Source organism: Psychrobacter communis (assembly GCF_014836505.1).
GTDB lineage: Bacteria > Pseudomonadota > Gammaproteobacteria > Pseudomonadales > Moraxellaceae > Psychrobacter > Psychrobacter faecalis.
The window spans coordinates 26,063-42,201 of sequence record NZ_JACSQR010000024.1 but is presented as its reverse complement, the minus strand read 5'-3'; the positions used below and the strand labels follow the sequence as shown (position 1 = coordinate 42,201).

General features: G+C 44.1%; 16 protein-coding genes. 7 read left to right on the top strand and 9 right to left on the bottom strand.

Annotation, left to right across the window (positions count from 1 at the left end; all coding sequences use genetic code 11):
- The first annotated feature begins 492 nt into the window (after window positions 1–492).
- The 3 genes from H9653_RS09005 to H9653_RS08995 all read left to right on the top strand — a co-directional run bounded on the left by H9653_RS09005 (window position 493) and on the right by H9653_RS08995 (window position 3,920).
- Complete coding sequence (locus tag H9653_RS09005; RefSeq protein WP_191691987.1) at window positions 493–1,545, top strand: bifunctional nicotinamide-nucleotide adenylyltransferase/Nudix hydroxylase; 1,053 nt, start codon at window positions 493–495, stop codon at window positions 1,543–1,545.
- A 129-nt stretch (window positions 1,546–1,674) separates the two neighbouring features.
- Entirely contained in the window at window positions 1,675–3,072 is a 1,398-nt protein-coding gene (locus H9653_RS09000; protein WP_191691985.1) for a nicotinate phosphoribosyltransferase, read from the top strand.
- Window positions 3,066–3,920 carry an SGNH/GDSL hydrolase family protein gene (locus H9653_RS08995; protein WP_191691983.1) on the top strand — a complete coding sequence of 285 codons (855 nt, stop codon included), beginning with the start codon at window positions 3,066–3,068 and terminating at the stop codon, window positions 3,918–3,920. The genes H9653_RS09000 and H9653_RS08995 overlap by 7 nt, the downstream gene beginning before the upstream one ends.
- A gap of 116 nt (window positions 3,921–4,036) precedes the next feature.
- On the opposite strand, the gene H9653_RS08990 is transcribed toward H9653_RS08995, so the two are convergent.
- Both H9653_RS08990 and H9653_RS08985 read right to left on the bottom strand, forming a co-directional pair.
- Window positions 4,037–4,315, bottom strand: coding sequence for a type B 50S ribosomal protein L31 (locus tag H9653_RS08990; protein WP_068405148.1), 279 nt, complete (start codon window positions 4,313–4,315; stop codon window positions 4,037–4,039).
- A 356-nt stretch (window positions 4,316–4,671) separates the two neighbouring features.
- On the bottom strand, window positions 4,672–5,106 hold the full coding sequence (locus H9653_RS08985; RefSeq protein WP_068405150.1) for a COG4315 family predicted lipoprotein: 435 nt from the start codon (window positions 5,104–5,106) through the stop codon (window positions 4,672–4,674).
- A gap of 595 nt (window positions 5,107–5,701) precedes the next feature.
- Here H9653_RS08985 and H9653_RS08980 point away from each other — a divergent pair.
- Window positions 5,702–7,243 carry an FAD-dependent oxidoreductase gene (locus H9653_RS08980; protein ID WP_191691981.1) on the top strand — a complete coding sequence of 514 codons (1,542 nt, stop codon included), beginning with the start codon at window positions 5,702–5,704 and terminating at the stop codon, window positions 7,241–7,243.
- Window positions 7,244–7,345: 102 nt separating this feature from the next.
- On the opposite strand, the gene H9653_RS08975 is transcribed toward H9653_RS08980, so the two are convergent.
- Window positions 7,346–8,023 (bottom strand): LOG family protein, encoded by a 678-nt coding sequence (locus H9653_RS08975; RefSeq protein ID WP_144297782.1) that lies wholly within the window; start codon window positions 8,021–8,023, stop codon window positions 7,346–7,348.
- Between the two features lie 396 nt (window positions 8,024–8,419).
- On the opposite strand from H9653_RS08975, the gene H9653_RS08970 reads away from it, so the two are divergent.
- Window positions 8,420–9,307: an alpha/beta hydrolase family protein gene (locus tag H9653_RS08970; RefSeq protein WP_191691979.1), complete on the top strand. Its 888-nt coding sequence runs from the start codon at window positions 8,420–8,422 to the stop codon at window positions 9,305–9,307.
- 54 nt (window positions 9,308–9,361) lie between these two features.
- On the opposite strand, the gene H9653_RS08965 is transcribed toward H9653_RS08970, so the two are convergent.
- Window positions 9,362–10,060, bottom strand: a complete 699-nt coding sequence (locus H9653_RS08965; RefSeq protein ID WP_191691977.1) for a putative quorum-sensing-regulated virulence factor — start codon at window positions 10,058–10,060, stop codon at window positions 9,362–9,364.
- Window positions 10,061–10,250: 190 nt separating this feature from the next.
- On the opposite strand from H9653_RS08965, the gene H9653_RS08960 reads away from it, so the two are divergent.
- The gene (locus H9653_RS08960) at window positions 10,251–10,859 is read left to right on the top strand and encodes a M23 family metallopeptidase (protein ID WP_191691976.1); all 609 of its coding nucleotides are present in this window, start codon (window positions 10,251–10,253) and stop codon (window positions 10,857–10,859) included.
- 49 nt (window positions 10,860–10,908) lie between these two features.
- Here the strand turns inward: H9653_RS08960 and dtd are convergent, their stop codons facing one another.
- On the bottom strand, window positions 10,909–11,361 hold the full coding sequence (gene dtd, locus H9653_RS08955; RefSeq protein WP_191691974.1) for a D-aminoacyl-tRNA deacylase: 453 nt from the start codon (window positions 11,359–11,361) through the stop codon (window positions 10,909–10,911).
- Window positions 11,362–11,489: 128 nt separating this feature from the next.
- Between dtd and asd the strand changes: the two genes are divergently transcribed.
- Window positions 11,490–12,323: an archaetidylserine decarboxylase gene (asd, locus tag H9653_RS08950; protein ID WP_191691972.1), complete on the top strand. Its 834-nt coding sequence runs from the start codon at window positions 11,490–11,492 to the stop codon at window positions 12,321–12,323.
- Between the two features lie 87 nt (window positions 12,324–12,410).
- Here asd and H9653_RS08945 read toward each other — a convergent pair whose 3' ends face one another.
- The 4 genes from H9653_RS08945 to fadA form a co-directional block, all read right to left on the bottom strand.
- The gene (locus H9653_RS08945) at window positions 12,411–13,016 is read right to left on the bottom strand and encodes a DUF1287 domain-containing protein (RefSeq protein WP_191691970.1); all 606 of its coding nucleotides are present in this window, start codon (window positions 13,014–13,016) and stop codon (window positions 12,411–12,413) included.
- 103 nt (window positions 13,017–13,119) lie between these two features.
- Window positions 13,120–13,764, bottom strand: coding sequence for an HD domain-containing protein (locus H9653_RS08940; RefSeq protein ID WP_191691968.1), 645 nt, complete (start codon window positions 13,762–13,764; stop codon window positions 13,120–13,122).
- 240 nt (window positions 13,765–14,004) lie between these two features.
- Complete coding sequence (locus H9653_RS08935; RefSeq protein WP_191691966.1) at window positions 14,005–14,580, bottom strand: isochorismatase family protein; 576 nt, start codon at window positions 14,578–14,580, stop codon at window positions 14,005–14,007.
- A 247-nt stretch (window positions 14,581–14,827) separates the two neighbouring features.
- Complete coding sequence (fadA, locus tag H9653_RS08930; RefSeq protein WP_191691964.1) at window positions 14,828–16,000, bottom strand: acetyl-CoA C-acyltransferase FadA; 1,173 nt, start codon at window positions 15,998–16,000, stop codon at window positions 14,828–14,830.
- Between the last annotated feature and the right edge of the window lie 139 nt (window positions 16,001–16,139).

Genomic DNA, 16,139 nt, shown 5'->3' with positions numbered 1-16,139 from the left:
AAGGTCGCCCGTTGAAGCAGAAAACTTGCGACGGTCGTGAGAAAGTCGCCTAAGAGCTTTTGCTTTTAGAATCCCCCACTTGAGCTTGTCGAAAGTGGCGGGAGTATGTCAACTGACTATAAAAACCTTGATACCTTTGTCAAACGTATTGAAGAAGATAAAGGTTTGACCGCCGTCATTGAGCAGCAAGGCTTAGAAAAAATCAAAACACTTGAGATTTGATATTATTAATGCTTTGAGCGTTTGCAAAAACCTTTCTAACCTTAACCTTTCTAGCCTTTAGAAGGGTTTTTGCTTTTATATCTATAAAAATATTATCCTTTAAAATAACATTCATGGCGCAAAAACCAAGCGCTAAAATTCGTTAAAGCGATAAAGTCACGGCACTAAACATCTTTATACTTGTCAGCCAGATATAGGCTGTGTCAGTATTAGCCTCTTTGAGACATTTTAAATTGATAATTAATAGCAGTAAGTTAGGAGTTGGCCGTTATGAGTGAATCAGCAGAGCAAGGTTCGGATAAAAATAACAGTAAAAACTACCGTTATTTGGTATTTATTGGGCGTTTCCAGCCGTTTCACTGCGGGCACAAGGCAGTGGTCGATGAAGCATTAAAACGTGCCGATAACGTCATTATGCTGATTGGTTCTGCCAACCTCCCGCGCAGTCTGCGTAATCCATTTAGTGTCGATGAGCGCGCGGCGATGATTAAGAACGCCTACTCGCCAGCAGAAGCGGCGCGAATTCATTGCGTCGGTCTCGACGATGCGCTCTACAATGACACGCGTTGGCTGCAATATGTGCAGACGGGCGTCAAATCCGTCACCGGCGACTTACAGGCTGATATTGGGCTGATTGGTCATTCAAAAGACAGCTCATCTTATTATTTATCCTTATTCCCAAATTGGGCGTCGGTTTCTGTACCCAATTATCACAATTTATCCGCGACCCCTATTCGTGACAGTTATCTAATGGGCGCCACACCAACGCCTGAGCGCACCCCCGAATCAACCCGCAACGTCCTCAATGACTTTAAAAAGACTGATATTTATCAAAACCTGCATGAAGAAGCCGATTTTGTCGATAAATATAAAAGACAATGGGAGTCTGCGCCTTATCCACCAACCTTTATGACCACTGATGCGCTCGTCGTACAATCAGGGCACATTTTATTGGTTGAACGCCGCAGTATGCCAGGACGCGGGCTATGGGCATTACCGGGTGGTTTTTTGAATCCAAAAGAAACCTTATTTGATGCCTGTATCCGCGAGCTACGCGAAGAAACTCGTTTGAAAGTCCCTGAACCGGTATTACGTGGCTCTTGCCACAGCCAGCATACCTTTGACGACCCGTATCGCTCGGCGCGTGGGCGTACGATTACTCAAGCCTTTTATTTTCAGCTTAAAAATGACCCAAAAGGGTTGCCAAAAGTCAAAGGTGGCGACGATGCAGCTACCGCGTTTTGGCTACCGCTGGCAGAGCTTGATGCGACCATGATGTTTGAAGACCATTATGCGATTATCACCAAAATGGTTGGTTTGTAGGCTTTTATCAGGCGACTGTGCAATTTTTATTAACCTTTTTTCACGCCAGCGCCGATAGACGGCAATGGCTCACCGCCGCGGCAGTTATTAAAAAACAGCTGCAGCATCTAAAAGCAGAGGAGTTCTGTGATGTACACCAGCAATTTAAACAATTTAATCTTAAATAGCGACAGCTATAAAACCTCCCATTGGGCGCAATATCCAAAAGGTAGCGAGTATCTATCAAGCTATATCGAAGCGCGTAAAGGTGACTACGATGTGGTATTTTTTGGCTTGCAAGCCTTTATCAAAGAATACCTTAGCACGCCGATTACCCATCAAGATATCGATGAAGCCGAAACGGTCATTCAAGCTCATGGCTTAACCTTTAACCGTGCTGGCTGGGAGCTATTAGTCGATAAGCATGGCGGCTATCTGCCACTGCGCATCGAAGCCATTCCTGAAGGCAGCGTCGTTCCAGCATCCAATGTGGTCTGTCAAATTATCAATACTGACCCTGAGTTTTACTGGCTACCAAGCTATATCGAAACGGCATTGCTACGGGCGATTTGGTATCCCTCAACCGTCGCTAGCGTCTCTCATTATTGCAAAGGCATTATTCGTCAGGCACTAGAAAAATCTGCCGACAATACCGAATCCCTCATTTTCCGTTTGCATGATTTTGGTTCGCGCGGTGCGTCTAGTCAAGAATCTGTCGCCCTTGGTAGTCTTGCGCATTTGGTGAACTTTGCTGGTACCGACTCGATGACGGCCTTGGTTGCCGCCAGCCGCTGGTATCACATGGACAAAGAAATAGCTGCTTTTTCTATCCCTGCTGCTGAGCATAGCACCATGACGGCGTGGGGTCGCGACGGAGAAACTGTCGCCTTTGCCAATATGATTGAACAATTTGGCGGCGTTGGTAAAAGTTTTTCTGTGGTATCTGACAGCTATGATTTATGGAATGCCATTGATAATATTTGGGGCGGTAGCCTAAAAGACGACGTCAAAAATATGGGCGGAACTTTGGTTATCCGTCCAGATAGCGGCGATCCGGCAAAAGTGGTGCGCGAAGCCTTGGAGCGTTTGGCGGTAAAGTTTGGCACCACCATCAATAGCAAAGGCTATAAAGTGCTGCCCGACTATGTACGCATTATCCAAGGCGATGGTATCAGCCCGCAAAGCTTAAGCAAAATCATCGATGTGGTCTTAAACGCAGGCTTTAGCGCCGACAATATCACCTTTGGGATGGGCGGCGGCTTATTGCAGCAAGTCAATCGCGATACCATGAGCTGGGCGATGAAAGCCAGTGCCATCTCTATCGATGGTGTATGGAAAGATATCTATAAAGACCCTGTCACCAGTCGCTCAAAACGCTCAAAAAGAGGCCGTTTGGCACTCATAAAAAATAGCAAAGGCAACATAGATACCATTAAAGCGGATAATTTAACGTCAGCTGCAGATAACCTACTACGCGATGTATATATCGATGGTAAATTACTTATTGAAGACAACCTCACTACGATTCGGGAGCGTGCAGGATGGTAGCTACTAAAAAAATGCAAAATAAAATAACCGCTGCTGCCAAGGACGTGCTGCTTGCTCCTGTTTACCTTTATCAAGGGCACAAAATCAAGCGTGATACTGTACGCCTACCTGAGCCAAATGGCGAGCGTCATGGACAGGTTCAGCTCAATAACTCGCCTATTACCTCAAAGGGTAAAAGCAACAATATATTGAACCTGATGGTCGTTGGTGATTCGGCAGCGGCTGGCGTCGGTAGTCAGACCCAACAAGAGGCGCTGGTCGGTCATTTGATACCTATTTTGACTGAGCAGGCTGCTATCCAAAGCGCTTTTGATACCTTAAACTGGTCGTTACAAGCGACCACGGGTTATACCAGCTTTGATATTTTGCGCAGGCTTTATGTGTTGCCTGCACCGAGCCAACCTATTGATGTGATGGTATTAAGTGTCGGCGTTAATGATACTACCTCCAAAGTCTCTGCGGCTCAATGGCAACAGCAGGTTGAAAATATCATTGCTATCGCCCAGCGTAAATTCGGCGTACGCGAGCTGGTTTTTTTAAGCTTACCGCCGATGGCTCAAATGCCTGCGATACCTGCGCCATTGAATAACTTCGTTGGTGCCAAAGCCGCTATCCTTGATAATAGCTTGCAGCAAATTTGTGCCGCTCATGACAATGTCACTTACATGGCAACGAACTTTGCACGCATGATAGAAGAACACTCTAACGGCACGCCGATCGATATCAGAGTGATGTTTGCCAGCGACGGCTTTCATCCAAGCAGTTTGATGTATGGTTATTGGGCGCAGCAAGTGGCAGAATTGATTGTGAAGTTGCTAGATTCGTCGACTACTAAGTTAAGTAGCTGAGTAGTGCAAATACTGAACATTAAAATTTAGATAAAAAAACCGCTGAATAATCAGCGGTTTTTTTATGGCTTAGCAAAAGACTGCTTCGCGACATATATTTATACCATAAGTATAAATTATTCAGCAGAATCAGCAGCTTTCTTGCTACGGCCACCAAACGCACCAAAGCGTTTGTTGAAGCTTGCAACACGGCCTTCAGTAGACGTTTTGCGTTGTTCGCCAGTATAGAATGGATGCGACGCACTTGAAATATCAAGTGGGTAGTATGGGTATTCTTTACCTTCGTATTCACGAGTGGCTTTGGTATTAACGGTTGAGCGAGTTAAGAAAAACACGTCAGCGTTGGTGTCATGGAACAAAACTTCTTGGTAATTAGGATGGATATCTTTACGCATAATAAACTCTCTATGTCCGATGTATGGTAAGCATTTTGATTAATAGCCTCTTTAGCTATTAAGCACGCTCACATACGTAACTGAGGCACTAAGGACATCTGTCAGTCTGGCAATTACGTCACTGGCTTATTCCAGCACCCAACACCACACCGCTGCTCACTTAGCCTTTCCCCAGCGGGAAAATCAAACCGCGATTTTAACGGTTTTTGTTGCTCGATGCAAGCCGCTTATCTGCTCAGAGCACACGTTAAGCGCTTATCAGATTATAACGATAGGTTAAAATTTTCTATCAGTAACTCGTTAAAGAAGCAGCTATAGGTAGCTGCTTCTTTATTCGTATTAAAATAGTTTTAACGCTATTTAGTTTTTACGATGTGCCAAACGCCAAGTTTGTTGTCGCCATCTTTATCGCCAACCTTGGTATCATTGGCATAAAAGTATAACGGCTTACCATTCATCGCCCATTGATATTTGCCATCTTCACGTTTAAAGGCGGCGAACTGCCCTGACGCTTTGGCATTACTTGGTGCCAAAAACGCTGGCCAAGCAACCAGACAAGCTGAGCCACATTCTGATTTATTCATAGAGTCTTTATCAAAAGTATATAAGGTCATATGATTGGTTGCATCGACCAACATGCCATTTTTACTGGCAACTGGCGCGGTATTTTTAGTGGTCGCTTGCACCTCATGCATGCCAGAATCGTCCTTTCCCAGCATGTTGTTAAACGTAGAACAGCCGCTAAGCGCTAATGCACCAGAAATGACAGATAACATAAGTATGTGTTTCATAGTAACGTCCTTGTTAATAGTGATTTTTTTAATTGCTTCTTTTATATGGTTTTTTGTGGTCTGCAAACCTATACCTTAAAGCATAAAACGGCTTAAAGCTTACCGTAAGTATTTTTACTATAGCACAGACATAAAATCAGTTATTTCTTACATCATATAAATTTACAGAAGCGTATAAAGTTTACAAATTAAATAAAGTTTGCTCTTCAATTTTCTAAAAATGCTTTTAAAAGGCTGTGTTTTAGACGCTCATTGTTTGCCATCCTTTGACAAAACTTATGCATCTACTTACGTTTTTGCCATGCTAATTTGAGTAATTTTTTCGTAGAATAAGCCATATAAATTAAGAACTACTACACAATAAGAAATATGACTATAGCGGTTTAAAATGACTGTTGAACTTAGGGTTCGCTGTACGCATATCGGTAGCCTTGCATGAAAAAACACGCATTAGAAAAACATGTTATTTAACATATAAGCGCGGCGAATATAAAAAACTTAAGAGAAGAAACTTAGCAACGAATTACTTCACACAGACGCCGAGCCATTCCTACTAATTGAAGATAGGAATGCGACTAAGGATATAACAACGACAATGACTCATTCTGTTATGAACAATCAAGTGCCTGCTAGCAAACGGGTTGGTATTCTCGGTGGCGGTACAGCGGGTGCAACCATCGCGATTCGCCTTGCGGCATTGGGCCTTGAAACGTATTTATTTGAAAAAAATACCTCGCTAATTGACGGGCCGCCGATGTGTCATTTGCATGCCGGTGGCAACCTATATCGTGAAATACCTGATGAAGATTGCGTTGCCCTGCTCAAACAATGCATAGATATTTTGCGCCTTTATCCTTATACCATTGATGTACGCCCAACGGTATTTGCAGTACCGACGCGCGATGAAGGTTTGCCTGAGGATTTATTGCCACGCTTAGATATCTTAACCGACGCTTATCGTGAGCTTATCGCCGAAGACGCCAATAATAAAGTGCTTGGCGAACCTGAAAACTACTATCAGCTCTACAGCCATGAGCAACTGATTGCCTTATCTGAGCGCGAGCAAGTCGCGGTGCCGCGCACGGTTGATGAATGGATGATACCAGTTGCTAAGTATTTGGATTTAAATAAGGTTAAATTTCCGCTGATTGTCGTACAAGAATACGGCTGGAATATCTTCCGTTTGGCAGCGTCTGCACAAGTGGCTTTAGAAGTCTATGAGCACGCGCATGTCTTTACCGATACGCAGGTGAAACAAGTGATGCCAATCGACTGCGAAAACTGCTCAAATGCTGACCATCATGTGACCAAATGGCGTATTGATTATCAGCAAGCAGCGAGCTCTGATACTGATACTGAAGCCAAAACCGATTCTATCGAAGTTGATTATTTAATCAACGCTTGTGGTTTTCGTACCGGCATTATCGATGATATGGTCGGTGTCAAAGTCACGCGTATGGTCGAGTTTAAATCGTCTTATATCACTCATTGGGGCGATACTGGCGGTCAAATACCAGAAATTATCGTTTACGGTGAGCGCGGCACACCGGAAGGCATGGCGCAGCTAACGCCCTACCCTGATGGTTATTTTCAGATACATGGCATGAGTAAATTTATTACCCTATTTGATGATGGTTTGGTTGCTTCTAACAAAAATAGCGCCCAACCGAAATTACCGTCGCAATATTTGCACTATATCGAAGACGGCTGGGATAAAGCGCCACTACAAGCGCGCAGCCAGCAAGCGATTGATTACGTGGCTGAATTCGTCCCGACCTTTCATAGCGCGCGAACAGTTGGCAATGCGCTCTATGGCGGGCAGCAAATACCTGGGCAAGACGATACGCTGCGCGTTGCCGATGTGAGCTTATACTCTAATATTCGCTATGCGCGGGCAGAAAACGTCAAAGCCTCATCGACGCTGATTGCTGCTGATCAAATCGTTGATGAATTGACGACGCTTGGTTTGGTTGCTGATGAAGCGCCAGAAAACCATCAGCGTTATGCGCATGAATGGGCGTATTTAGCGCAAAATGATAGCGTGGCGATTGATAAAATTGCGCGTTATTTAGCGCAAGAACGCGGCTTTCCAATGGCAATGGCGGGCGTAAATCATGGTATTTGTGAAACGAGTTAAAATGATTTAAATGTTAATAAAGTCAAAGCAAAAAAGAGAGCAAGGCTTAATGTTAGCCTTGCTCTCTTTTTTATTTAAAGTTATTGATAAAGATAACCGCTGCTAGTTTCCCGCCATTTTCTCAGTATCAACGGCGTCATCTATTTTTACGACGGTCTTTAGCATGTCAATCGCTTCGCCAATGGTATTACAAACGACCAAACGCTCAAGGTCTTGTTGCTTCATAAAGCCTTGCTCAGCGGTGTATTGTAAATGTTCAATCATACAGTCATAAAAACCATTGATATTAAGAATAATCATCGGTTTTTCATGCTGATATAGCTGACGCCAGGTGGCAATTTCCATAATTTCCTCTAGCGTCCCAAGCCCGCCCGGCAACGTAATAAAGGCATCGGCGTACTCTGCCATCACTGTTTTACGGGTATGCATGGTATCGGTCAAATGCAGGCGCGTCAGCTGCTCATGAGCAATTTCATGCTTGAGCATAAAGGTTGGAATCACGCCGACCGCTTGTGCGCCACCTCGGATGACCTCATCAGCGACTGCGCCCATCAGCCCGATGCTCGCTCCGCCATAGACCAAACCCATGCCATTATCAGCAAGCGCACTGCCAAGCTCACGCGCCGCCTGCTCATAAACGTCATTATTGCCCAAACGTGAGCCACAATAAACCGCTACCAGTGGCATGGTGAGCGCTGATTTATCCACGGCTTTTTCAATATTGGTAATGTCTTGACTGGTAATGACTTCATAAGTGTCATTGTTAATTTTCATTTGCATAGAGTTTCCTTAATTTTATATACATTGTTCTTATTAAATACTTAACTATTAAAACATGATTAGTTATAGATGTTGTTTTTTTGATGTAGGTTAATTGCTCAAAATATACAACGTCGAGCTTGCTCATAGAACTTAGAAGTCATTTTTGCCTGCCTTCCTCACTAAGATTTATTTTACCATAAGCAGTGTTACTGCAAAGTCATCATGCGGTGATCACCTAGCTAAGCTATAAAGTAAGCAACCAATCACGGCTTAATGACTGCACGCTTAATATTGATTATTAAACGCTGGTTTTTAAACGCTGTGCGCCTAGCAAGCGTTTTTATTTACCCAAAGTCTTTACTTATAAGAAAACTCTTACTCATAAAAATGACAAAAATACATGAAGGTTAAACCATGGAAAATCCGCACAATCAAACAGATATTTATGCCCTAAGCATCATGACTGAGCGCAATCGAGCATTGGCAGCGACCGTTTATCGCCCTAGAGACGAAGTAAAAGCCGCAGTCATGATCGCGCCGGCTACTGGTATCAAACGCCAGTTTTATCATAATTTTGCCACTTATTTAGCAGCAAGCGGCTTTGGGGTCATAACCTTTGATAATGAAGGTATCGGTGAATCGCTATCGTCTGATTTGACGAAATGTGATGCTTCTTTAATCAGTTGGGGTCGTCATGACATGCCAGCCGTCCTTGATGCCTTACAAGACGAATTTGCCGATGCCACTTATCATTTGATTGGACATAGCGCCGGCGGTCAGCTGATAGGTTTGATGCCAAATTATAAGGCGCTTACTTCAGTATTTAATGTTGCTTGTTCATCAGGGCAAATCAAAAATATGGACATGCCTTACAAGCTCAAAGCGATGGGTTTTATGGACGTCTTTATTCCGCTCACCAACTTAACGCTAGGCTATACGCCAGCGGATAAAATCGGCATGGGCGAGCCACTACCACGTGGCGTCGCTCGTCAATGGCGCGAGTGGTGCAATGGCGCAGGCTATATTAAAACCGCGTTTGGCAAAAGTATTCACACCCATTTTTACGATGAGATTGATATGCCTGCGTTGTGGCTCGGCTTTAGCGATGATGAGATTGCCAATAGCAACAATATGGACGATATGATTCGCGTATTTAGCAAAATGCCAGTCGAAAAACGCTATTTTGACCCCGAAGAATTTGGCTTAAATAGTATCGGTCATATGCGCTATTTTAGTAGCAAAACCAATGCTAAAGCCCCGCAGCTTTGGCAAATGGCAATCGATTGGCTAGCCAAGCAGTAATAAGCTTTGTTTAGTGCAGCTATTCAAGCGCATGCCATTCAAGCGCAACTGTATTTAGTCTTGCGTGATTTTTGCTGCTTGTTCTGCTTGTTCTGCTTGCACACGCTTGGTCAACGCAGAATACAGCGACGGCTGCATATTATGAATGTTGCCTAGCATCCATTTTACGTAGCTAATTGGCACGTCTTTAATCAACGTACCCTTATGTTTGCCAAAGGGCATTTTGCTCAGTGGATTGGCTTTATTGGCGATAGCGTGCGCTGCTGCAAAATCTGTCGGCGCAATCTCTAGGCGCTCGCAGCAGGCCTGATATAGCAGATAACACATGCGCGCATCGCCCAGCGCATCATGAGCAGCAATCGTCATTTTACCTGCCTCGCCTTTACCTAATAATTGCTCGATACATTTCGACTGCCCATAGGCGCTCCATTCTGGAAAGGCCACGCGCGCCAGCCGCACCGTACATATCAGCTTAGTAGTCGGACTACCAATCACCCGCCAATCAAAGCGCACATTATGGCCAATCAAATACTGCGGCAACTCAAACGCATCCAACTCAAAGCGCTCAAGACCGGCGACATCATCATCGGTAATACCATGAATTCTAATGACCACGGGTGATATCGGGCGCCCACTATTAAAGTATTTCATCCACTCAAATCCTGTCGCCACATTAATAGTCGCCACTTGAATCGGACGCGGATCACGACCTTGGTCGGTTTCGGTATCGATAATCAGCGCAGTGTCGGTCATAAAGATTTGGCCATCATTATTTGAAAATAGGTAGCAATATCAGTTTTCTATATATACCTAAAAAATAGGTGATTTTTAAAAACTACGTTATATTTATGGGGATAAAAGCTAAAGATAACAATGGTATACAAAAAATAGCGGTGATAGCTCTTATACTATCTATGAGCGTTAATTTAAAAAAGAGATATCAATGCTAGCAGATGGCAATAATCCGCAGCCAAGCCCAAGTAAAAAACCAAACCTTTTACGCCGTGTACTAAGTGTATTCATCAAGGCGGCGGTGTTACTGATGCTGTTATTTGTCTTTGACAAGCTCTTACCGAGTATCAGCAAGCAAACTCAGTCGTTTGTACTGGCAAAATGGCAACAGCTCAGTTTATTACAACAAGCATTACCGACAGAAAATAGCTTACCTAGCCCACTGCCCGAACAACACTTAACGGATACATGGGGCGCGGCGCGTAGCCAAGGTCGCTCTCACGAAGGCATCGATATATTTGCCAAACGAGGTACGCCGATACAAGCAACGACACAAGGTATCGTCAGCAAAGTTGGCGAAAACAGCTTAGGCGGGCGCGTGGTGGTCATCATTGGCCCGGGCGGCGCCGGACATTATTATGCCCATTTAGAGGATTATGCCGATATCAGCCCGAACGACTGGGTCAATGCCGGCGATATCATCGGTTACGTCGGCGACAGTGGGAATGCCAAAGGCACGCCGCCGCACGTCCATTATGGGATTTATATCAATGGCAGCGCGGTCAACCCTTATCCACTTTTACAAAAGCCTGAACGCTAGCTTTTAAATTTTTAGCCTTTAAAGCTTTAACGTCTAAAACGTTAAAGCTCTAAACTTCTAATAAAAAATTTAACGGCCCATCATTGACACTCGACACTTGCATATCAGCGCCAAATTCACCAGTTGCTACATGGGGATGTTGGGTTTTGGCGTAATTTACCAGTTGCTCAAATAACGCTTGCGCAGCATCAGGTGCCATCGCGCCGCCAAAGTCAGGACGGCGACCTTTATCGGTTTTTGCCATTAAGGTAAATTGTGACACCAATAATAAACCACCGCCTACCTGCTGGACATTTTTATCCAATTTACCAAACTTAGCAGGATCATCGTCATTCTCAAAAATGCGATAAGTGAGGATTTTATCAATCATACGCTGCGCACTTTGCAAGTTATCCTCATGACCCAAGCCAATATAAGCCAAGATTCCATGCTCAATCGCACCAACGCAGTGCGCATCGACAGTGACGCTGGCGCGCTGCACCCTTTGTATCAGTGCTCTCATTTACAGCCTTCCTTATTTATAAATCGCTTACAGTTTATGGTCATACAATCATACCCTGACCATGATAAAATACCGCCATTAACTTGCCTATTAATAATTACATCGAACCCTGTTTTGGTAACCTCATTATGAATTTATTTGCCACCCTTCAACAATTTGTACCGCAGCAGCAGCTGAGTAAAGTCGCTGGACGTCTGGCCGCCAGCCGCCACCCTTATGTCAAACGTGCGTTTATCCGCAGCTTTGCCAAAGCTTACAATGTCAGCTTAGATGAATACGAGCGCCAAAGTTTCAATGCTTATGAAAGCTTTAATGACTTTTTTACCCGTGAGCTAAAAGACGACGCGCGGCTCATCGATAGCCGCGCAAATGGAATTGTCAGTCCTGCCGATGGCATTATCTCGCAGTTAGGGCAAATCCGCGACCATAAATTACTGCAAGCCAAAGGTCGTCATTATGACATCGGTCAACTACTCGCTGATAGCGAAGATGGCAGTTATTTTGCTGATGGTAGCTTTGCCACTGTATATCTCGCGCCGAGTAACTATCACCGCGTGCACATGCCATTTGCTGGTACCTTGACCAAGACCCGTTATATACCGGGTACCCTATTTTCTGTCAATAATGTCACGGCGGCAAACGTGCCGGATTTATTTGCCCGTAATGAGCGTTTGGTCTGTTTATTTGATACAGAGTACGGCAAAGCGGCGGTGGTGATGGTTGGCGCTATGATTGTCGCTGGTATCGAAACCGTCGCGACGGGTAAAATCAGCCGCACTGAGGATATCCAAGAAATGGTTCACAATATGAGCTTTGCCAAAGGCGATGAGCTTGGACGCTTTTATTTAGGTTCAACGGCGATTGTCGTTCTACCAAAAGGCGCAAAAGCCGATTGGCAAGACAGCTTACAAGCCAACAGTATGGTAAAAATGGGACAGCTATTGGGTGTTGCGAATAAATAGCAGTTGTATGAAGGCTATAAAAACCTCTACGTATAAGCCTAGTTAAGCCACTCAGCTTAGCTAGGTTTTTTATTAGACGTATTCAATCTAGTACCGAAAGTGCTTGTGAATAGGATACGCAAATAAGATGTTTTCTTCTTGCGTTCCGCGTCCGATATTATGAATAATCAACGGCGAGCCATCAGCGGCGACTTTATTAGAAACGATGCCCATATGCGGTAAATTGCCGTTCAGCAGCCGCCACGTCACTATATCACCGGCTTGAAAGCTAGATTTATCAGTGGTAGATAATGTTTGACCATGACGGCTAAAAAACACCTCAAGATTCGGCACACGGCGGTGATCGATATTTTTATCGGTTGATTTTAGTCCCCACGTCTTTGGATAGGCCGACCAATTGGACTTCATATCTTGATTGACCAACTGCTGTAAATCGATATTTTGCAGACGGTATGCCCGTACGACAACATCGGTACAAACGCCGGTTTCTATCGGTACATCGCCACGCGGAAAATCCAGCTGACGATAGGTAGGGTCATAGCTAGTGGTCACACCTATCTGTTTTTTGGCATCATAGGCCAATTTATCGCCCTTACCAACAGACTCAGTCGCCTGCGCCAATTGCGCCAAACTTAGTACGCCAAGAAAAACCAGTGATTTCGCGAATGTTTTATAAGTACCAGCTATTTTCATGTGACCGTCTCTTTGCGTGATTGTCCCTAATATAAAGGCTTTAGTGCAGGAAGATAATGAGTAATTTGTAAACAGCTGACAGGCAAAAAAAACTTTTAACCACTTATCTATCAATCAGCCAGCCTTGCTCGGTCGCATACTCAACCTGTTCCAATAGCCATTGATGAATACTCGGAAAGCTGTCTTTAATAAACCTTATGACGCCAGTCACTTGCGAGCGTGTCACCTCATGATCACTCCATGTTTTCCCGCCCGTATTTAAATTTAACAAAAATGGCAAAATTCGATCAATCACTCTCAGCAGCTCAGCCTCTTTGCTCCTGCCCGTTTCTTGCGCTTCCCAAATCTCACTTAAGTTTTTGATACCATTGCCGCGCTCAGCTCGTAATCGAGCGATGCCCTCGCGCTCTCCAGCGTGAGCGTCAGCTCTACTATTGGCAAATAAAAATGTATCACCGGCATCAACTTCACCCAAGTCATGTATTAATGCCATCTTCAGCAATTTTTCATGATTAACATCAATCTCAAACTGTTCAGCAATTGACCAACAAGCCATCGCCAAATGCCAAGAGTGCTCGGCAGAATTCTCCAACCGATTTGTTTTCGTCACATAACTGCGCCGATTGACGCGTTTTAGCGCATCCAACTCTAATAAAAAATGCGTTACATCGTCAATATCAATATTTGCAGCAGTCGCAGGGTCGGTCAACGGTGTATGGTTGACACCATTAGAATAGGGTAACGTCATGATTCTCTCTAAATAACTGATAAATTTGAGCGCTGTCTTTTCACGCAAAGGCAGATATTATAGTAAATATTTAAGCACTGCGGCATTGATAGCCGTTATAAAAACCGTAAACAACTTGCTTCAATATAATTTTTCGATAAAAAAATAGCGCCGATAGTATTGAGCGCTATTTTATTTTTGAGAGTTATTAAGAAACTATTTTTAATAATTAAATTTGCTTAAGCATGATGCTTAATTAGGCTACTTAATCAAATTACTAATGGTTTTAAACGCTGGGTCTTTACTGCTGCGGCATAATTCAAACAGAATGGATTCTACCGTGCTAATGACCCCACCAGCGCGGCGAATACGGCGAATCGCTTGCTTTTTATCATAAGGAAAGCGTGAGCCGACCGCATCACCAATAATCACGGGCTGCATACCATTATCGAGTAAATCAAGCGCTGTTTGCATCACGCAAACATGTGCCTCTACCCCAAACAATAAAACGATACTACGATTTTGCTGGGCTAAATAATGCCACGAATCATCGTTATCGCAGGCGCTAAACGTCACTTTCTCAAAGCTTTTGGCATTGTCACCTTCTAATACATCGCGTATTTCAGGCAAGGTATCGCCAAGTCCCTTTTTATACTGCTCATTGAGCATGATAGGAATATCGAGCGCTTGCAAACCCTTAATCAGAGTGACGGTTTTTTTGACGATATTTTCGTGGTCATAGATATGTGGCGTCAAGCGTTCTTGAATATCGATAATCATCGCTTGGGTATTTTCGCGGGCGATACGATAAGTGCGATCGGTAATCATGGTAGACATAGTACACTCCTTGTACGACTGACCTTATTATTAAAGGCTATGTTAGATTTATCATGGGTGTTTTCGTTATTGTTCTTATTCTTATTTAGTCATAGTTTGCTAAGCGGGTCAATGAAGATAAATCTTATTAACAATTATGAACAGGATATTATAAAACCAGTTTTTAATTGATCAACACAAAAACCCCTAGTCTTCATGACTAGGGGTTTTTTTAAAGATATAAAACTAAAAAGATTTATTAAAACGCTTAAACACGCTCAATTACAGTCGCGATACCTTGACCTAGACCGATACACATAGTGGCAAGACCGATTTCAGTATCCATTTGCTCCATAGCGTTTAGCAAAGTAACTGTGATACGAGCACCAGAACAACCGAGTGGATGACCTAGGGCAATTGCACCACCATTGACGTTGATGATGTCTTGCTTGTCGGTCAAGTTCAAGGCTTTAAGTACCGATAGTGCTTGAGCTGCAAACGCTTCGTTAAGCTCGATGGTTTGCATATCATCGATGCTCATGCCAGCGCGTTTTAGGGCTTTTTGGGTCGCAGGAACTGGACCATAACCCATTATAGCCGCATCACAACCAGCAACTGCCATGCTGCGAATACGCGCACGTGGTTTTAGACCCAAATCTTTGGCTTTTTGCGCGCTCATGACCAGCATCGCTGACGCACCGTCAGATAGAGCTGATGAAGTTGCCGCAGTGACCGTACCGCCTTTTGGATCAAAGGCTGGACGTAGCTTTTGCATTTGCTCCATCGTCGCATCTGGGCGAATCACTTCGTCAACAGTACATAGTTGCAAACGACCGGCGGCATCATGACCTTCGATACCGATGATTTCATTGTCAAAACGACCTTCTGTGGTGGCAGCCCATGCACGGCGATGCGACTCAAGACCAAAGGCGTCTTGCTCTTCACGAGTGACGTTATTCATACGGCCCAGCATTTCAGCGGTCAAGCCCATCATGTTTGACGCTTTTGCATAGTGCTTTGAAGCTTCAGGGTTTAAGTCAACGCCATGCATCATACCAACGTGACCCATATGCTCAACACCACCGATGATGAAAACCTCACCTTGGTTGGTCATAATTTGCGCCGCAGCTGTATGAAGCGCCTGCATAGATGAGCCGCATAGACGGTTCACGGTTTGGCCGCCAGCAGTCTTAGGGATATCAGCAAGCAAACCGATATTACGACCGATGTTTAAACCTTGCTCTAAAGTCTGGTTTACACAGCCCCAGATAATGTCTTCAACGTCACGTGGGTCAAAGTCATTACGCTCAACCAAGGCACGAACCAATTCAGCAGAAATGCTATCAGCGCGAACGTGGCGGAACATACCGTTTTTAGATTTACCCATTGCTGAGCGTACGCCATCTACGATGACCACGTCTTTTGGACTTAAAGTTGTCATACTATCTTCCTTTTCAATTTTTATTGTCAGTGGCAGTACCACAATGCTCGTCATATTTTATGTAAAAAATCATTCATAATAAATAAATCATCAACAACCTTATCGAGCATGGGTACGGCACTTCATCCTAGTAATGACC

Coding starts and splice junctions, on each gene's coding strand:
- H9653_RS09005 (WP_191691987.1), top strand. CDS start 493: ATGAGTGAATCAGCAGAGCAAGGTTCGGATAAAAATAACAGTAAAAAC.
- H9653_RS09000 (WP_191691985.1), top strand. CDS start 1,675: ATGTACACCAGCAATTTAAACAATTTAATCTTAAATAGCGACAGCTAT.
- H9653_RS08995 (WP_191691983.1), top strand. CDS start 3,066: ATGGTAGCTACTAAAAAAATGCAAAATAAAATAACCGCTGCTGCCAAG.
- H9653_RS08990 (WP_068405148.1), bottom strand. CDS start 4,315: ATGCGTAAAGATATCCATCCTAATTACCAAGAAGTTTTGTTCCATGAC.
- H9653_RS08985 (WP_068405150.1), bottom strand. CDS start 5,106: ATGAAACACATACTTATGTTATCTGTCATTTCTGGTGCATTAGCGCTT.
- H9653_RS08980 (WP_191691981.1), top strand. CDS start 5,702: ATGACTCATTCTGTTATGAACAATCAAGTGCCTGCTAGCAAACGGGTT.
- H9653_RS08975 (WP_144297782.1), bottom strand. CDS start 8,023: ATGCAAATGAAAATTAACAATGACACTTATGAAGTCATTACCAGTCAA.
- H9653_RS08970 (WP_191691979.1), top strand. CDS start 8,420: ATGGAAAATCCGCACAATCAAACAGATATTTATGCCCTAAGCATCATG.
- H9653_RS08965 (WP_191691977.1), bottom strand. CDS start 10,060: ATGACCGACACTGCGCTGATTATCGATACCGAAACCGACCAAGGTCGT.
- H9653_RS08960 (WP_191691976.1), top strand. CDS start 10,251: ATGCTAGCAGATGGCAATAATCCGCAGCCAAGCCCAAGTAAAAAACCA.
- dtd (WP_191691974.1), bottom strand. CDS start 11,361: ATGAGAGCACTGATACAAAGGGTGCAGCGCGCCAGCGTCACTGTCGAT.
- asd (WP_191691972.1), top strand. CDS start 11,490: ATGAATTTATTTGCCACCCTTCAACAATTTGTACCGCAGCAGCAGCTG.
- H9653_RS08945 (WP_191691970.1), bottom strand. CDS start 13,016: ATGAAAATAGCTGGTACTTATAAAACATTCGCGAAATCACTGGTTTTT.
- H9653_RS08940 (WP_191691968.1), bottom strand. CDS start 13,764: ATGACGTTACCCTATTCTAATGGTGTCAACCATACACCGTTGACCGAC.
- H9653_RS08935 (WP_191691966.1), bottom strand. CDS start 14,580: ATGTCTACCATGATTACCGATCGCACTTATCGTATCGCCCGCGAAAAT.
- fadA (WP_191691964.1), bottom strand. CDS start 16,000: ATGACAACTTTAAGTCCAAAAGACGTGGTCATCGTAGATGGCGTACGC.